Consider the following 15,975-nt stretch of genomic DNA (forward strand, 5'->3'; position numbering starts at 1 on the left):
TGTCAGGCAGTGGCCTTGGCCTTGCGCGACGTGGTCTCCGACGGTGCGGTGCGCATCACCGTCCAGTAGACGATCTTCAGTTCGCCTTCCATCGTTTCGACGAGCGCGGACAGGCTTTCGACCCAGTCGCCGTCGTTGCAGTACAGCACGCCGTCGATGTCGCGGATCTCGGCCTTGTGGATGTGGCCGCACACGACGCCGTCGCAGCCGCGGCGGCGCGCCTCGTCGGTCATCACGGTCTCGAACTGCGAGATGAAGTTGACCGCGTTCTTGACCTGGTGCTTCAGGTACTGCGACAGCGACCAGTACTGGAAGCCGAGCCGGCTGCGGATCCGGTTGAACCAGCGGTTCAGCACGAGGATCAGCGTGTAGAGCGTGTCGCCGAGGTACGCGAGCCATTTCGCGTGCTGGATCACGCCGTCGAACAGGTCGCCGTGCACGATCCACAAACGTTTGCCTGCGAGCGTCGTGTGGAATGCCTCGCCGCGCACCTGGATGTCGCCGAACGCGAGATCGCAGAACTGCCGCGCGCCTTCGTCGTGGTTGCCGGGGATGTAGACGACCTGCGTGCCCTTGCGCGCCTTGCGCAGGATTTTCTGCACGACGTCGTTGTGCGCCTGCGGCCAGTACCAGCCTTTCTTCAACTGCCAGCCGTCGATGATGTCGCCGACGAGGTACAGGTATTCCGAATCGTTGTGACGCAGGAAATCCAGCAGGTAGGGCGCCTGGCAGCCGCTCGAGCCGAGGTGGATGTCGGACAGCCAGATGGTGCGGTAGCGATGGGCGGACGGCTCGGGGTCCTCGTGCTGCGTGGTGTGCGCGACGGGCGGCTTTTGCGACACCACGCCGTCGGTTGACCCCGAGCCGGACAGGAACGCAGTGGCGGCGCGGGCGCCGATGGGGTGACGAAACAGTGAAGTCGCGGACGTTTTCTGGCCCATGCATGACTCGCGCCGGTTGACATTACCGGCATTCCGCCATGCGGGCGTGACTGTGCCATGACAGTCACGAGACGTTCTTATTACGACCGCTGAAGGGTGTTTAGCAGTGAATGAGCGGGCGTTGCGTAACCTGCCGCACTGAACGGTCGGCGCTTGTCCGGCAAGGCCGTCCGGCGGGATGAAGGCGCGCCGGGCGAGCGGCTTTCGTCTGGCGAATGCGGCGCGTCAGCGCGGGATCGCGACGACGCGGGTGCGTGCGATTCGGTCGTGCGGGAACTGGCGTCCGGCGTGCAACCGGGCGGCGCCGGCCCACACGACGATCCAGGCGGCGGTGAGCGCGAGCGTGACGGGGACCGACAGGCCGAGGAGCGGGTGCAGCGCGAGCGGCGGCAGGAACCACAGCCAGCCGAGCGCGTAGCGGACCAGCGCGTGGCCGGCGCTCAGCGGCCGGCCGCTCGACGATTCGAGCCGCAGCCGCCAGGTTTTCATCGGCAGCGTCTGGCCGCCGTGCGTCCAGAACCACACGAAATACGCGCCGACGACGAGCGCGATCCACGCGGCAAGCAGGTTGTGATGGACGAGGCCGTTGCGTTGCTGCGTCGCGAGGCTGAACGCGAGCCCGGCGAAGAACACGACGCCGAACAGCAGCACGCCTTCGTAGAGCAGCGCGGCGAGGCGCCGCCGCACGGACGGCGCGGCGGCCGGGGTCTCGGGCGCGCTGGCGTTCGCCACGGCCGCTCAGGAACCCTTGAACAGCGAAGGCGCGTCGGCGGGCGACACCGGCGCGACGGCGGCCGGTGCGGATGCGGTGCCGGACGTCGACGACGCGGGTACCGGCTGCGCGGCGGTGCCGGCCGACGCGGGCGCCGGGGCGGCCGCCGCGCCGCTCGCCGGGTGTTCGTGCGAATTGACGAGGCGGCGGACGTCACGGTCGGCGACGGTCGGCGGCGCGCTGACGACACTCGGCTTGCGGCGGCGCTCGGCGGCGGCGAGCCGTTCCTTCTGCTCCTCGGGGAGTTGCTGGTAGGCCTTCCACGCGCGCTCGCGCGCCTGCGCGGACAGCTCCTTCGCGCTCTGGTAGTTCTCGCGCGCGACGCGCCGCTGCTCGGGCGTCATCTTCGCCCATTCGGTCATCCGCTCCTGCAGGCGCTTCTGGTCATCCGCCGACAACTTCGCGAAACGCGATGCGATCTTCAGCCATTTGCGCTTGCGGGCGTCGCTGAAGCCGTCCCACTGGTCGGCGAACGGCGCGAGGGCCGCGTGCTGCGCCGGCGTGAGGCGCGCCCACGACAGCGGGCCGGCGGCGGCCGGCAGCGGCAGGGGAAGGGGCAGCGGCGGGAGTTCGGTGGTCGGCCCGGTCGCGGTCGACGCGGGCGCGGCGGGGCTGGTGGTCGCGACGGGAGCCGTCGCGGGGGCCGGGTGGAATCGGGGATACGTGGCGACGTAGCAAACGGCGATCGCGATCACGCATCCGAAAAATACGGCCAGGCCGCGCTTCTGACTCACCCGTACGATCCCCTCGTTATTGTCTGTTAGTGAGCGCGCGAAAGATACGCGTTGAACCCGTGATCGAGATACGCATTGAGCGGCAGGTCGTCGCTGAGCATCGCCGCGTCGATGTCGGCGAGTTCGGCGGTGCGCTGCATGTCTTCCCAGTACGCGATGCCGACGAGCCCCGCGAGCAGCAACGCGAGCGGCCATGCGCGCAGCAGGCGGCGCGCGAACGACGTCGGCGGGCGGTTCGCGGGCGTTTGCCCGTAGGCGCCGGCCGCACCGGCGAACGCCGGCACGAACACCGGCGCGGTCGCGGCTTCGGGCTTCTTGCGCGCGAGCGCGGCCCGGCGGGCGACGGCCAGCCGATCGGTGGTCGCGGCAGGCAGGGCGGCCGCGCGCTCGTCCAGCGCGCGGCGCACCTTCAGCGCGAATTCGTGTTCTCGGTTTGCGGAGCTCATAGCGTGATTCCTTTGGCCTTGAGCGCTTGCGCCAGGGTGTGAGTGGCTCGCGAGCAGTGCGTCTTGACGCTGCCCTCGGAGCACCCCATTGCGGCGGCAGTCTCGGCGACATCCATATCTTCCCAATAACGCATCAGGAACGCTTCCCGTTGACGCGTCGGAAGTTTCTGGATTTCTTCGTCGATCAGGGCCAGAACCTGCTCTCTTTCGAGGCGGTGCTCGCTGCTCTCGACGCCCGCGTTGTCGTCCGCGGATTCGAGCGTTTCGAGCGGGTCGAAGTCGTCGTCGTCGGTGTTGTTCAGCGACGAGAAGAGCGTCACCCACGTGTTGCGGACCTTCTGCCGGCGGAACCAGTCGTGGATCGTGTTCTGAAGGATCCGCTGAAAAAGCAGCGGCAGCTCGGCCGCCGGCCGGTCGCCGTATTTTTCCGCGAGCTTGATCATCGCGTCCTGCACGATGTCGAGCGACGCATCGTCGTCACGCACGGCGTACGCAGCCTGCTTGAACGCGCGCCTTTCGACGCCCGCCAGAAAGTCGGCGAGTTCCTTGTCTGATGCCATTCCGTGAAGGTATGCGCTGCGGCCCGCTGCGTGGTGTAAAAGGTCGAAAAATTTCGTAAAACCCGCGGATGCTATCAAATTTTCGTGCGGCTTGGCACCGGGTCGGGCGCCGCACGTTGCGCGCGAGCCGCGCCGGCGGGGCGCCCGGGCGGCGCGCATGATGCGCTGCGGGATATTTTGCTTGACGGCTCAATCGCGACCCGCTATCGTCGGCGGTTCGCAACATGAAGTGATGGTCTCATTTGAGGCTGGCCCAAGAAGCCCGCCCTTCAAACTGGACGCGCCGCTTGAACCCGAGCCACAAGCCCGGCAGAGAGCACCCGATCAATTTTTTGCCGAAAATTCGAAAGGTCAAAATGAACATGCCCAGCGCGGAATTCTCCACGTCGGAACCCCTTTCCCCTCCCGATAGCGACTCCATCGGCGGTACCGTGCTCATGAAGGCACTGGCCGACGAAAACGTCGAATTCATCTGGGGCTACCCCGGCGGCTCGGTTCTCTACATCTACGACGAGCTGTACAAGCAGGACAAGATTCAGCACGTGCTGGTGCGCCATGAACAGGCGGCCGTGCACGCAGCCGATGCGTATGCGCGCTCCACCGGCAATGTCGGCGTCTGTCTCGTGACGTCGGGCCCCGGTGTCACCAACGCGGTGACCGGCATCGCAACGGCCTACATGGATTCGATCCCGATGGTCGTGATCAGCGGTCAGGTGCCGACTGCCGCGATCGGTCAGGATGCGTTCCAGGAATGCGACACCGTCGGCATCACGCGTCCGTGCGTGAAGCACAACTTCCTCGTGAAGGACGTGCGCGACCTCGCGGAAACCGTCAAGAAGGCGTTCTATATCGCCCGCACCGGCCGTCCGGGCCCGGTGCTGATCGACATCCCGAAGGACATTTCGAAGACGCCGTGCCAGTACGAGCCGATCAAGAGCGTGTCGCTGCGTTCGTACAACCCCGTCACGAAGGGCCATTCGGGCCAGATCCGCAAGGCCGTGTCGCTGCTGCTGACGGCGAAGCGCCCGTACATCTACACGGGTGGCGGCATCATCCTCGCCGACGCGTCGCGTGAACTGAACCAGTTCGCGGACCTGCTCGGCTACCCGGTCACGAACACGCTGATGGGCCTCGGCGGCTATCGCGCGTCGGACAAGAAATTCCTCGGCATGCTCGGCATGCACGGCACCTACGAAGCGAACATGGCGATGCAGCACTGCGACGTGCTGATCGCGATCGGCGCCCGCTTCGACGACCGCGTGATCGGCGATCCGGCGCACTTCGCGTCGCGCCCGCGCAAGATCATTCACATCGACATCGACCCGTCGTCGATCTCGAAGCGCGTGAAGGTCGACATCCCGATCGTCGGCGACGTGAAGGAAGTGCTGAAGGAGCTGATCGAGCAACTGCAGACGGCCGAGCATGGCCCCGACACCGACGCGCTCGCGCAATGGTGGAAGGACATCGAAGGCTGGCGCGCGAAGGACTGCCTGAAGTTCGACCGCGAAAGCGAGATCATCAAGCCGCAGTACGTGGTCGAGAAGGCGTGGGAGCTGACGGACGGCAATGCGTTCGTGTGCTCGGACGTCGGCCAGCACCAGATGTGGGCCGCGCAGTTCTACCGTTTCAACAAGCCGCGTCGCTGGATCAACTCCGGCGGCCTCGGCACGATGGGCTTCGGCCTGCCGGCGGCGATGGGCGTCAAGATGGCCCACCCGGACGACGACGTGCTGTGCATCACGGGCGAAGGCTCGATCCAGATGTGCATCCAGGAACTGTCGACCTGCCTGCAGTACGACACGCCCGTGAAGATCATTTCGCTGAACAACCGCTACCTCGGCATGGTCCGCCAGTGGCAGCAGATCGAATACAGCAAGCGCTATTCGCATTCGTACATGGATGCGCTGCCCGATTTCGTGAAGCTCGCCGAAGCGTACGGCCATGTCGGCATGCGGATCGAAAAGACTTCGGATGTGGAGCCGGCGCTGAAGGAAGCGCTGCGCCTGAAGGACCGCACCGTGTTTCTCGACTTCCAGACCGATCCGACCGAAAACGTCTGGCCGATGGTACAGGCCGGCAAGGGCATCACCGAGATGCTGCTCGGATCGGAAGATCTGTAACGGCGCGACGCGCGCCCGGCCCGATGCGGCCGCCTTCACGAAGGGCGGTGCGGCACGCGGCGGCGCGCGGCGCGAGTGAATCGACACGGCACATTCTGGAAGAAGCGAACATGAGACACATCATTTCCGTCCTGCTGGAGAACGAACCGGGCGCGCTGTCGCGCGTGGTCGGGCTGTTTTCCGCACGCGGCTACAACATCGAAACCTTGACGGTGGCGCCGACCGAAGACCAATCGCTGTCGCGGCTCACCATCGTTTCCATTGGCTCCGACGACGTGATCGAACAGATCACGAAGCATCTGAACCGCCTGATCGAGGTGGTGAAAGTGGTGGACCTGACCGACGGTGCACACATCGAACGCGAGCTGATGCTGATCAAGGTACGTGCAGTGGGCAAGGAGCGCGAAGAAATGAAGCGGATGTCGGACATTTTCCGCGGCCGCATCATCGACGTGACCGAAAAGACCTACACGATCGAATTGACGGGCGCGAGCGACAAGCTCGACGCATTCATCCAGGGGCTGGACGCCAGCGCGATCCTCGAGACCGTGCGTACCGGCAGCTCCGGCATCGGACGCGGCGAGCGCATCCTGAAGGTGTGATGCCGATATAGCCAAAAAGGCACGCCGGGTGCGCCGTCATGTCCCGGCCCGCAGTACTCCATCCGAACGAATTATTGAATTTTTTGAATTAGCGAAGGAACCATCATGAACGTTTTCTACGACAAAGACGCCGACCTCTCCCTCATCAAGGGCAAGCAAGTCACCATCATCGGCTACGGCTCGCAAGGCCATGCGCACGCGCTGAACCTGAAGGACAGCGGCGTGAACGTGACGGTCGGCCTTCGCAAGGATGGCGCGTCGTGGAGCAAGGCCGAGAACGCCGGCCTGTCGGTCAAGGAAGTCGCGGAAGCGGTGAAGGGCGCGGACGTCGTCATGATGCTGCTGCCGGACGAGCAGATCGCCGACGTGTACGCGAAGGAAGTGCACGCAAACATCAAGCAGGGCGCGGCGCTGGCATTCGCGCACGGCTTCAACGTCCACTACGGCCAGGTGATCCCGCGCGCCGACCTCGACGTGATCATGATCGCGCCGAAGGCCCCGGGCCACACCGTGCGCGGCACGTATGCACAAGGTGGCGGCGTGCCGCACCTGATCGCGGTTGCGCAGAACAAGTCGGGCGCGGCACGCGACATCGCGCTGTCGTACGCAGCGGCGAACGGCGGCGGCCGTGCCGGCATCATCGAGACGAACTTCCGTGAAGAGACCGAAACCGACCTGTTCGGCGAGCAGGCCGTGCTGTGCGGCGGTACCGTCGAGCTGATCAAGGCAGGTTTCGAGACGCTGGTCGAAGCCGGCTACGCGCCGGAAATGGCGTACTTCGAGTGCCTGCACGAACTGAAGCTGATCGTCGACCTGATCTACGAAGGCGGCATCGCGAACATGAACTACTCGATCTCGAACAACGCCGAGTACGGCGAGTACGTGACCGGCCCGCGCGTCGTCACGGAAGAGACGAAGAAGGCGATGAAGCAGTGCCTGACCGACATCCAGACGGGCGAGTACGCGAAGAGCTTCATTCTCGAGAACAAGGCAGGCGCCCCGACGCTGCAGTCGCGCCGCCGCCTGACGGCCGAGCACCAGATCGAGCAGGTCGGCGCGAAGCTGCGTGCGATGATGCCGTGGATCGCGAAGAACAAGCTCGTCGACCAGACGAAGAACTAAGCACCGTTAGAAGCAATACGTGCTGTTCCGGCCCTTCGAGTGGAGGGTCGGCATCAAAAAGCCGTCCGAAGGCAGCAGTGCCCCGGGCGGCTTTTGTTATGCTACGGGCTTTGCAATTCACCGAACACAGAACGAATCCATGAACTATCCTCATCCGATCATCGCGCGCGAAGGCTGGCCGTTCATCGCGATTGCAGCCGTCATCGCGCTGTTGATCCATGCCGTCGGGGGCTTCGGCTTCGCGTGGCCGTTCTGGCTGCTGCTCGCTTTCGTCGTCCAGTTCTTCCGCGATCCGCAGCGCCCGATCCCGGCGCAGCCGAACGCGGTGCTGTGCCCGGCGGACGGCCGCATCGTCGCGGTCGAGACCGCGCAGGATCCGTACGCGAACCGCGAAGCGCTGAAGATCAGCGTGTTCATGAATGTCTTCAATGTCCATTCGCAGCGTTCGCCGGTCGATGGCGCGATCAGCAAGGTCGAATACTTCCCGGGCGCGTTCCTGAACGCGGCGATCGACAAGGCGTCGACCGAGAACGAGCGCAATGCGGTCGTGATCCAGACGGCGAGCGGCAAGACCGTCACCGCCGTGCAGATCGCGGGCCTCGTCGCGCGCCGGATTCTCTGCTACGTCCGTGCCGGCGAGCCGCTGTCGCGCGGCCAGCGCTACGGTTTCATCCGCTTCGGTTCGCGCGTCGACGTGTACCTGCCGCTCGGCAGCCGCGCGAAGGTGTCGATCGGCGAGAAGGTCTACGCGTCGTCGACGATCCTCGCCGAGCTCGAGCAGTAAGGGGCGGGGCGCACGATGGCCGCATTCAAACCGCGTCGGCCGCGCAGCGGCTCCGGCCAGACGCCACGCCCGTTCCGCCGCAACAAGGTGATGGCGCCCGATCAGGCGCCGCTCGAAAGCCGCCGCGCCGCGCGCCAGCGATTCCTGAAGACGCGCGGCATCTATCTGCTGCCGAACGCATTCACGACCGCCGCGCTGTTCTGCGGCTTCTTCGCGGTCGTGCAGGCGATGAACGTGCGCTTCGAGATCGCCGCGATCGCGATTTTCGTCGCGATGGTGCTCGACGGGATGGACGGGCGCGTTGCGCGCATGACGCATACGCAGAGCGCGTTCGGCGAGCAGTTCGACAGCCTGTCGGACATGGTGTCGTTCGGCGTCGCACCCGCGCTCGTGATGTACGAGTGGGTGCTGAAGGATCTCGGCCGCTGGGGCTGGCTCGCCGCGTTCGTCTATTGCTCGGGCGCTGCGCTGCGCCTCGCGCGCTTCAACACGAACATCGGCGTGGTCGACAAGCGCTTCTTCCAGGGGCTGCCGAGCCCGGCCGCCGCGGCGCTGATCGCGGGCTTCGTGTGGCTCGCGACCGACAACCGCGTGCCGATGAAGCTCGGCTGGCTGCCGTGGGTCGCGTTCGTGCTGACGATCTACGCGGGCGTGACGATGGTATCGAACGCGCCGTTCTACAGCGGCAAGGCGCTCGACGTGCGGCACCGCGTGCCGTTCGCGGCCATCCTGCTCGTCGTCGTCGCGTTCGTGCTCGTGTCGTCCGATCCGCCGCTGATGCTGTTCTGCCTGTTCGTGCTGTACGGGCTGTCCGGCTACGTGTTCTGGGCCTACCAGGCCATGCGCGGGCGGGCGAACCCCGCGCGCTCGTCCCAGCGCGATCACTGACGTCAGCATGCGATTTACCCGGAAACGGCGGCCTCGGGGCCGCCGTTTTCATTTGCCCCTTTTTCGAGCCGGGCCGCGTCGATTCCCGGGTGCCGTCCGATTGCGCGGCCAACGGAATCTCGCTATAGTCTTTGGCATGACTGCATTTCCCCGCCTCTCCCTCCTTCTAGCCGGTGCGCCGCTACGCGCGCCAGCTTTGGCGCGCCTGCCGCGCTGACCGTTCTCGCCCCCCGTCTCAAGCCTCGTCTGTTGTTGAACGTCGCCAGCGGTGGCGCGATCTCGTTACGTTTGACTTCCGTATAAAGCCCCCTGGAGCCTCCCCATGACAGACAAGCTGATCATTTTCGATACGACGTTGCGTGACGGCGAGCAATCGCCCGGCGCGTCGATGACGAAGGAAGAGAAAATCCGCATCGCGAAGAACCTCGAGCGGATGAAGGTCGACGTGATCGAGGCCGGCTTCGCCGCCAGCTCGAACGGCGATTTCGATGCGATCCACACGATCGCCGGTCTCGTGAAGGACAGCACGATCTGCTCGCTGGCGCGGGCCAACGACAAGGACATCCAGCGCGCCGCCGACGCACTGAAGCCGGCCAACAGCGCGCGGATCCACACGTTCATCGCGACGTCGCCGCTGCACATGGAGAAGAAGCTGCGGATGACGCCCGACCAGGTGTTCGAGCAGGCGCGCCTCGCGGTGCGTTTCGCGCGCAAGTTCACCGACAACGTCGAGTTTTCGCCGGAAGACGGCAGCCGTTCCGACCTGGACTTCCTGTGCCGCGTGCTGGAAGCCGTGATCGCCGAGGGCGCGACGACGATCAACATCGCCGACACGGTCGGCTACGGCGTGCCGGAACTGTACGGTAACCTCGTGAAGACGCTGCGCGAGCGCATTCCGAACTCGGACAAGGCGATCTTCTCCGTGCACTGCCACAACGATCTCGGGATGGCGGTCGCGAACTCGCTCGCCGGCGTGAAGATCGGTGGCGCGCGCCAGATCGAGTGCACGATCAACGGTCTCGGCGAGCGCGCGGGCAACACGTCGCTCGAGGAAATCGTGATGGCCGTGAAGACCCGCAAGGACTACTTCGGCCTCGACGTCGGCATCGACACGACGCAGATCGTGCCGACGTCGAAGCTCGTGTCGCAGATCACCGGCTTCGTCGTGCAGCCGAACAAGGCGGTGGTCGGCGCGAATGCCTTCGCGCACGCGTCGGGCATTCACCAGGACGGCGTGCTGAAGGCGCGCGACACCTACGAGATCATGCGCGCGGAAGACGTGGGCTGGACCGCGAACAAGATCGTGCTCGGCAAGCTGTCGGGCCGCAACGCGTTCAAGCAGCGCCTGCAGGAGCTCGGCGTATCGCTCGACAGCGAAGCCGAACTGAACGCAGCGTTCATGCGCTTCAAGGATCTGGCTGACCGCAAGGCGGAGATTTTCGACGAGGACATCATCGCGATCGTGTCCGAGGAATCGGCGCTCGCGCACGAGCAGGAGCACTTCAAGTTCGTGTCGCTGTCGCAGCGTTCGGAAACGGGCGAGCAGCCGCAGGCGAAGGTCGTGTTTGCGGTCGAAGGCAAGGAAGTGACCGGCGAGGCGCGCGGCAACGGCCCGGTCGATGCGACGTTCAATGCGATCGAGGGCGAAGTCGGCAGCGGGTCCGAGCTGCTGCTGTATTCGGTGAACGCGATCACGACCGGCACGCAGGCGCAGGGCGAAGTGACCGTCCGGCTGTCGAAGAGCGGGCGGATCGTCAACGGCGTCGGCACCGATCCGGATATCGTCGCCGCCTCCGCGAAGGCGTACATTTCCGCGTTGAACAAGCTGCATTCGAAGGACGACAAGGTCAACCCGCAGCGCTCGTAAGCGCCGCGCGTGACGCAGCCCCGAAACGCCCCGTGCGGCCTTGCGCCGCCGGGGCGTTTTTTCATTGGCCGCTCATTCGGTGGCCGGCGCGCGGAACAGCCAGCGGCGCGTAGCCGCGCGTGGCGCCGGATGGCGCCGGCGGAACTCGACCGCGATCCCGCGCCGCGGCGCATCGGCGACGAATGCATCGAGCAGTTCGAGCACGTCGTGATCGATGTAGTCGGCGCGCGTCGCGTCGATGATCACCGCCGCCCGGTCCGGAATGTGCCGCAGGTGGTGCTTGACTTGCACCTTGCCGAGAAACGACACGTCCTTGCGGAACGACAGCAGGAAGTGGTCGTCATGCTGCGCGAGCGTGACGGGGCTCTTCAGGTTCGCGACGGCGACGGCCAGCACGCTGCACGCGAGGCCGAGCGCGATGCCGAACAGCAGGTCGACCGCCAGCACACCGACGATCGTCGCGGCGAACGGCACGAACGCGGCCGCCCCCTGTTTCATTACCGAGCGGAACAGTGCCGGCTTCGCCAGCTTGAAGCCCGTGTGGATCAGGATCGCGGCCAGGCTTGCGAGCGGGATCAGGTTGATCAGCCCGGTGAGTGCGAACACGCTGGCGAGCAGCAGCACCCCGTGGACGATCGCCGACATCCGGCTTTGCGCACCCGCGTTGACGTTCACCGAGCTGCGCACGATCACCGACGTGATCGGCAGGCCGCCGACCGCACCCGCGACGAGATTGCCGACGCCCTGGGCCTTCAGTTCGCGATCGGGCTGCACCGGTCGGCGCTTCGGGTCGATCTGCTCGACCGCTTCGAGGCTCAGCAGCGTCTCGAGGCTCGCGACGACCGCAAGCGTGATCGCGACGCGCCAGACGTCCGGATTGACGAGCTGCGCGAAGTTCGGGCCGAGCTCCGCGTGCTTGAGCGATGCGGCGAAGGCAGTGAACGATCCCAGTTCGGGCAAGGTGACGCGATGAGCGGCGCCCGGCGCGACCGCCGGCGCGACGAAGCCCAGCACGAGCGTCGCGCCGATACCGAGCACGACCACCGCAAGCGGCGCCGGCACCGAGCGCACCAGCGCGAAGCGGCGCAGCGCGGGGCTGTCCCACGCGACCAGCAGCGCGAGCGAAACGAGCGCGATGGCCGTGGCGGCCCATGCGACGGGCAGGCCCGGCCAGTTCGCAAACGATTGCGATGCCGCGCCGCCGATACCGAATGCGAACGGAATCTGCTTGACGATCAGCAGCAGGCCGATCGCGGCGAGCATGCCCTTGATGACGGGCGACGGCACGTAGGCGGCGAAGCGGCCCGCGCGCAGCATGCCGAAGCCGAACTGCAGCACGCCGGACAGCAGCACCGCGAGCAGGAACGCGGAGAAGCTGCCGAGTTGCGCGATCCCTTCGACGACGATCACGACGAGGCCGGCGGCCGGCCCGCTGACGGACAGCGACGAGCCGCTCAGCAGCGCGACGACGATGCCGCCGACGATGCCCGACACGAGGCCGGCGAACGGCTCGACGCCGGAGGCGTTGGCGATGCCGAGACAGAGCGGCAGCGCGACGAGGAAAACGACGATGCCGGCGACGATGTCGCGCGGCAGGGTGGACAGGCGCTCGTTCAGTTTCATGGTTGGGGGTGGTTTCGTTGGCGTGGAGGGCGGGGCGCGGGTCAACCGAGCGCGGCGGCGATCGCAGCAGGCTCGGGGGCGGGCTGGGGCTCGGCTTCGGCCGGCGACGTCGTATAGCCGGAATCGAGCTCCTTCAGGCGCCCGTCGGCGAGCGAAAAGATCCAGCCGTGCACGAGCGGCGGCCGTTCGCGGCCGCGTACGATCGGCGACGCGCGCAGCAGCCGTACCTGTTCGAGCACGTTCAGCTCGGCGAGGCGGTCGGCGGCCGCGAGGTCGTCGAGCCCGTCGAGCGTGTCGCGATGGCGCCGCGCGAGCGCGCAGAGCGGCGCGATGCGGCGCGCGACGTGCGGCAGGTCGGCGGGCGGCGGCAGCAGCGACGCACGGACCCCGCCGCACCCGTAGTGCCCGCACACGATCACATGGTCGACCTTCAGCACCCGCACTGCGTACTCGAGCACGCTGGCGGAATTGTCGTCGTCGGGGTGGAACAGGTTCGCGATGTTGCGATGGACGAACAGCTCGCCGGGCGCGCAGTGCGTGATGGTTTCGGCCGGCACGCGGCTGTCGGCGCAGCCGATCCACAGTACGCGCGGGTTCTGGCCGCGCGCGAGCGCGTCGAAGAAGCCGGGCGTGTGTTCGCGCGTCTCGCGGGCCCAGGCAATGTTGGCAACCAGCATGCTCTTGGGGCGGTTCATGAGGACTCCTTTTTGATAAAGGCAAATAAATATCGATCGAAATGGCGCAATTGCATGCTTTCTAAATTGAAAGGTTGGGTTTCGACTGATATTAGGGGTATGCCCTAGCATTCCGGGTGGGTTGAAACAAATTGTTTCAAATTGATTGGGCGTAGTGCATTGAATGCACCAACGAGACGCATGATATGCACTGCCCATGCCTGTTTGCGCGCGACGGCCCGCATGACGGCGCGGTCAGCGTATTGCCATCGGAATGTTAACGATCGGAAAAGTTTTCCGTCTTATTCATTGAATTAAATAAGGCGACGGAAAAAATGAAATGGCCATTCACGCAATAATTCGTAAATGGCCATTGCGATAATTGCGCGTCAATGCGCAATCGGTCAGAACAGGGTACGGCGATCGGGATCGTGCAGCGGGTCCGGCGTTTTCTGCGTGGTGCGCAGGATGCCCTGCGGATCGAAGTAGAAGCTGTACATCATGTACCAGACGTTGTCCTCGAGATACCGGTAGGTCCACACCTCGCGCTTCATCAGCGGGAAATAGGACGTCTCGACCGGGCGTCCGAAATTGACGAGGACGTCGGTTTTCGTCCACTTACCGATCTCCGCGCGATAGAACTCGCTCGGCTGCAGCACCTGGCGCACGTTGACGATCCGGTGGGCTGCGTCGATGTCGGCCGCGACCGTGATTTCGCCCATCGGCTGGGTCGGCCACATCAGGCGCTTGCCGCCGCCGGGCAGGTCGTAGATCTCGCGCGGCGGGCCCATGCGCGCGACGATCGCCGACTCGTCCTGGCCGGCCTGGTATTGCTGCCACGGTTGCGCGCAACCGGCCAGCAGCGCGGCGGCGCAGGCGACCAGCACCGGCATGCGCGCGGGAATGCGAATGCGCATCGGATTCTCCAGAACACGGAAACAGGTCCCGTTTTATCACGGACGGCGCGTGATCGCGCATCGCGCGGAAAAAATCGGTGCGGATCGCGGGCTGCCGCGCTTGCGGGCGGCGGGCGCACCGGCCTATGATCCGCGCTTCTCGGGCAGATTGAAGGGCAGGTGGCCGATGCAGGGGTGGAAGCGATGCGCGCTCGCGTGGAGCGCGGGGTGGATGCTGATGTCGTCCGCATTTGCCGGCGGTGAGCCGGTGCGGATCGCACTGATCGAAGGGATGTCGGGTCCGTTCGCGAACGCGGGCGCGGCGGTGGAGCGCAACCTGCGCTTCGGCGTCGAGCAGGTCAATGCGGCGGGCGGCGTGAAGCTGCGCGACGGCGCGCACCCGCTCGAACTCGTCGTGCTCGACAGCAAGGGCAGCCCGGAGGAGGCGCTCGTGCAGTTGCGCGCGGCCGCCGACCGCCATATCGGCTTCGTCGCGCAGGGCAACAGCTCGGCTGTCGCGGCCGCGCTCGTCGCGGCGCTCGACAAGTTGAACGCACGCGATCCGGACAACCGGATGCTGTTCCTGAACTACTCGGCCGACGATCCGGCGCTGACCGGCGCGCGCTGCAGTTTCTGGCATTTCCGCTTCGATGCGCATGCCGGCATGCGGATGGCCGCGCTCGCGGACGTGATGGCGCGCGATCGCGCGCTGCGCAAGGTCTATCTGTTGAATCAGGACTACAGCTTCGGCCACGACGTCAGCACTCTCGCGCGGCAGGCGCTGGCCGCGCGGCGCCCGGACGTGACGATCGCCGGTGACGAATTCCACCCGATCGGCCGGATCAAGGATTTCTCGCCGTATATCGCGAAGATTCGCGCGAGCGGCGCGGACGCCGTCGTGACCGGCAACTGGGGCAACGACCTCACGCTGCTCGTGAAGGCAGCGCGCGAACAGGGGCTCGACGCGAAGTTCTATACGTTCTACGGCAACAGCCTCGGCGCGCCGGCGGCCCTGGGGGACGCGGGTGTCGGCCGTGTGGTGGCCGTGGCCGATTGGCACCCGAACGCGGGCGGCGCCAAATCCGACGCGTTCTACCGTGCGTTCCGGGCCCGTTTTCCGGCCGCGCAGGACGACTATCCGGTGCGACGGATGAGCCAGATGATCGAGATGCTGGCCGCCGCGATGACCCGCGCGGGTTCGGCCGACCCGGTCGCGGTCGCGCGTGCGCTCGAGGGCCTGTCGCTCGACGACGGCTTCCACGCGTCGCGGATGCGCGCGCAGGATCACCAGCTGATCCAGCCCCTTTACGTGATGGAAATGGACAAGGCCGGCACGCCGGGCGTGCGCTTCGACAACGAAGGGTCGGGCTATGGCTTCCGGACGGTGCTCGCGGTGCCAGCGCTGCGCACGGAGCTGCCATCGACGTGCTCGATGACGCGTCCGTGACAGGAGGCGGTAAGAACGGCACCGAGTTGTGCTACAATGCGCGCCGGTTGTAAGTCACGGCACGGCCATTCTTCCGTGTCCGCCTGTTCAGTTAGAAAGGAAATCACATGTCTGTTGCAGATATCAAGAAGTCGGAAGTCGTTGCTCAGTTCGCCCGCGGTACCAACGACACGGGGTCGCCCGAAGTCCAGGTCGCACTGCTGACCGCACGTATCGTCGAACTGACGGGTCACTTCAAGACCCACGCGAAGGATCACCACAGCCGCCGCGGCCTGCTGCGCATGGTGAGCCGCCGCCGCAAGCTGCTCGACTACCTCAAGGGCAAGGATGCCGACCGTTACCGCGCGCTGATCGAGAAGCTGGGTCTGCGTAAGTAATCGAGGCGATTGCCGCCAGCAAGATGCCTGTGTCAGTCCGCTGATACAGGCATTTTGTTTTTGCGCGGTGCGTAGCGTCACACGCATCGCAGGCTGTCCGGCACGTTCGTGCGGGGCGGCCG

Annotated in this window: 14 protein-coding genes and 1 pseudogene; 8 read left to right on the top strand and 7 right to left on the bottom strand. The window is 65.8% G+C overall.

Annotated features, from left to right (window positions below; translation table 11 throughout):
• Window positions 1-2 precede the first annotated feature (2 nt).
• From HWW87_RS23505 to HWW87_RS23525, 5 genes are all read right to left on the bottom strand, one after another.
• Window positions 3-941, bottom strand: a complete 939-nt coding sequence (locus tag HWW87_RS23505) for a UDP-2,3-diacylglucosamine diphosphatase (RefSeq protein WP_174388193.1) — start codon at window positions 939-941, stop codon at window positions 3-5.
• Window positions 942-1,166: 225 nt separating this feature from the next.
• Window positions 1,167-1,673: an RDD family protein gene (locus HWW87_RS23510; RefSeq protein ID WP_175822352.1), complete on the bottom strand. Its 507-nt coding sequence runs from the start codon at window positions 1,671-1,673 to the stop codon at window positions 1,167-1,169.
• Window positions 1,674-1,679: 6 nt separating this feature from the next.
• Entirely contained in the window at window positions 1,680-2,447 is a 768-nt protein-coding gene (locus HWW87_RS23515; protein WP_175822353.1) for a DUF3106 domain-containing protein, read from the bottom strand.
• A 26-nt stretch (window positions 2,448-2,473) separates the two neighbouring features.
• Window positions 2,474-2,893: a DUF3619 family protein gene (locus HWW87_RS23520; protein WP_175822354.1), complete on the bottom strand. Its 420-nt coding sequence runs from the start codon at window positions 2,891-2,893 to the stop codon at window positions 2,474-2,476.
• The gene (locus HWW87_RS23525; RefSeq protein WP_174388189.1) at window positions 2,890-3,453 is read right to left on the bottom strand and encodes an RNA polymerase sigma factor; all 564 of its coding nucleotides are present in this window, start codon (window positions 3,451-3,453) and stop codon (window positions 2,890-2,892) included. Before HWW87_RS23525 ends, HWW87_RS23520 begins: the two co-directional genes overlap by 4 nt.
• Before the next feature lie 356 nt (window positions 3,454-3,809).
• On the opposite strand from HWW87_RS23525, the gene HWW87_RS23530 reads away from it, so the two are divergent.
• The 6 genes from HWW87_RS23530 (at window position 3,810) to HWW87_RS23555 (ending at window position 10,836) form a co-directional block, all read left to right on the top strand.
• The gene (locus HWW87_RS23530; RefSeq protein ID WP_175822355.1) at window positions 3,810-5,573 is read left to right on the top strand and encodes an acetolactate synthase 3 catalytic subunit; all 1,764 of its coding nucleotides are present in this window, start codon (window positions 3,810-3,812) and stop codon (window positions 5,571-5,573) included.
• A gap of 110 nt (window positions 5,574-5,683) precedes the next feature.
• Complete coding sequence (gene ilvN / locus HWW87_RS23535) at window positions 5,684-6,175, top strand: acetolactate synthase small subunit (RefSeq protein WP_006750445.1); 492 nt, start codon at window positions 5,684-5,686, stop codon at window positions 6,173-6,175.
• 105 nt (window positions 6,176-6,280) lie between these two features.
• On the top strand, window positions 6,281-7,297 hold the full coding sequence (gene ilvC / locus HWW87_RS23540; RefSeq protein ID WP_027784996.1) for a ketol-acid reductoisomerase: 1,017 nt from the start codon (window positions 6,281-6,283) through the stop codon (window positions 7,295-7,297).
• A gap of 139 nt (window positions 7,298-7,436) precedes the next feature.
• Complete coding sequence (locus tag HWW87_RS23545; RefSeq protein WP_027784995.1) at window positions 7,437-8,081, top strand: phosphatidylserine decarboxylase; 645 nt, start codon at window positions 7,437-7,439, stop codon at window positions 8,079-8,081.
• 15 nt (window positions 8,082-8,096) lie between these two features.
• On the top strand, window positions 8,097-8,969 hold the full coding sequence (gene pssA, locus HWW87_RS23550) for a CDP-diacylglycerol--serine O-phosphatidyltransferase (RefSeq protein WP_175822356.1): 873 nt from the start codon (window positions 8,097-8,099) through the stop codon (window positions 8,967-8,969).
• A 322-nt stretch (window positions 8,970-9,291) separates the two neighbouring features.
• Entirely contained in the window at window positions 9,292-10,836 is a 1,545-nt protein-coding gene (locus tag HWW87_RS23555) for a 2-isopropylmalate synthase (protein ID WP_175822357.1), read from the top strand.
• 72 nt (window positions 10,837-10,908) lie between these two features.
• On the opposite strand, the pseudogene HWW87_RS23560 reads toward HWW87_RS23555, so the two are convergent.
• Both HWW87_RS23560 and HWW87_RS23570 read right to left on the bottom strand, forming a co-directional pair.
• Window positions 10,909-13,041 (bottom strand): annotated as a pseudogene (locus HWW87_RS23560) (SulP family inorganic anion transporter); the annotation flags it as partial.
• A gap of 496 nt (window positions 13,042-13,537) precedes the next feature.
• Window positions 13,538-14,050 (bottom strand): hypothetical protein, encoded by a 513-nt coding sequence (locus HWW87_RS23570; RefSeq protein WP_175822360.1) that lies wholly within the window; start codon window positions 14,048-14,050, stop codon window positions 13,538-13,540.
• 166 nt (window positions 14,051-14,216) lie between these two features.
• On the opposite strand from HWW87_RS23570, the gene HWW87_RS23575 reads away from it, so the two are divergent.
• Both HWW87_RS23575 and rpsO read left to right on the top strand, forming a co-directional pair.
• Entirely contained in the window at window positions 14,217-15,476 is a 1,260-nt protein-coding gene (locus HWW87_RS23575) for a branched-chain amino acid ABC transporter substrate-binding protein (protein WP_175822395.1), read from the top strand.
• A 107-nt stretch (window positions 15,477-15,583) separates the two neighbouring features.
• Window positions 15,584-15,853 carry a 30S ribosomal protein S15 gene (rpsO, locus tag HWW87_RS23580; protein ID WP_006398792.1) on the top strand — a complete coding sequence of 90 codons (270 nt, stop codon included), beginning with the start codon at window positions 15,584-15,586 and terminating at the stop codon, window positions 15,851-15,853.
• The last annotated feature ends 122 nt before the right edge of the window (window positions 15,854-15,975 follow it).

The sequence above is a fragment of the Burkholderia sp. BCC0419 genome, from assembly GCF_902830285.1.
In the GTDB taxonomy this organism is placed as follows: domain Bacteria; phylum Pseudomonadota; class Gammaproteobacteria; order Burkholderiales; family Burkholderiaceae; genus Burkholderia.

What these genes read in the sequence shown, in the direction of transcription:
- rpsO (WP_006398792.1), top strand. Translation starts at nt 15,584, where the DNA reads ATGTCTGTTGCAGATATCAAGAAGTCGGAAGTCGTTGCTCAGTTCGCC.
- HWW87_RS23525 (WP_174388189.1), bottom strand. Translation starts at nt 3,453, where the DNA reads ATGGCATCAGACAAGGAACTCGCCGACTTTCTGGCGGGCGTCGAAAGG.
- HWW87_RS23575 (WP_175822395.1), top strand. Translation starts at nt 14,217, where the DNA reads ATGCAGGGGTGGAAGCGATGCGCGCTCGCGTGGAGCGCGGGGTGGATG.
- pssA (WP_175822356.1), top strand. Translation starts at nt 8,097, where the DNA reads ATGGCCGCATTCAAACCGCGTCGGCCGCGCAGCGGCTCCGGCCAGACG.
- HWW87_RS23545 (WP_027784995.1), top strand. Translation starts at nt 7,437, where the DNA reads ATGAACTATCCTCATCCGATCATCGCGCGCGAAGGCTGGCCGTTCATC.
- ilvC (WP_027784996.1), top strand. Translation starts at nt 6,281, where the DNA reads ATGAACGTTTTCTACGACAAAGACGCCGACCTCTCCCTCATCAAGGGC.
- ilvN (WP_006750445.1), top strand. Translation starts at nt 5,684, where the DNA reads ATGAGACACATCATTTCCGTCCTGCTGGAGAACGAACCGGGCGCGCTG.
- HWW87_RS23505 (WP_174388193.1), bottom strand. Translation starts at nt 941, where the DNA reads ATGGGCCAGAAAACGTCCGCGACTTCACTGTTTCGTCACCCCATCGGC.
- HWW87_RS23570 (WP_175822360.1), bottom strand. Translation starts at nt 14,050, where the DNA reads ATGCGCATTCGCATTCCCGCGCGCATGCCGGTGCTGGTCGCCTGCGCC.
- HWW87_RS23530 (WP_175822355.1), top strand. Translation starts at nt 3,810, where the DNA reads ATGAACATGCCCAGCGCGGAATTCTCCACGTCGGAACCCCTTTCCCCT.
- HWW87_RS23555 (WP_175822357.1), top strand. Translation starts at nt 9,292, where the DNA reads ATGACAGACAAGCTGATCATTTTCGATACGACGTTGCGTGACGGCGAG.
- HWW87_RS23520 (WP_175822354.1), bottom strand. Translation starts at nt 2,893, where the DNA reads ATGAGCTCCGCAAACCGAGAACACGAATTCGCGCTGAAGGTGCGCCGC.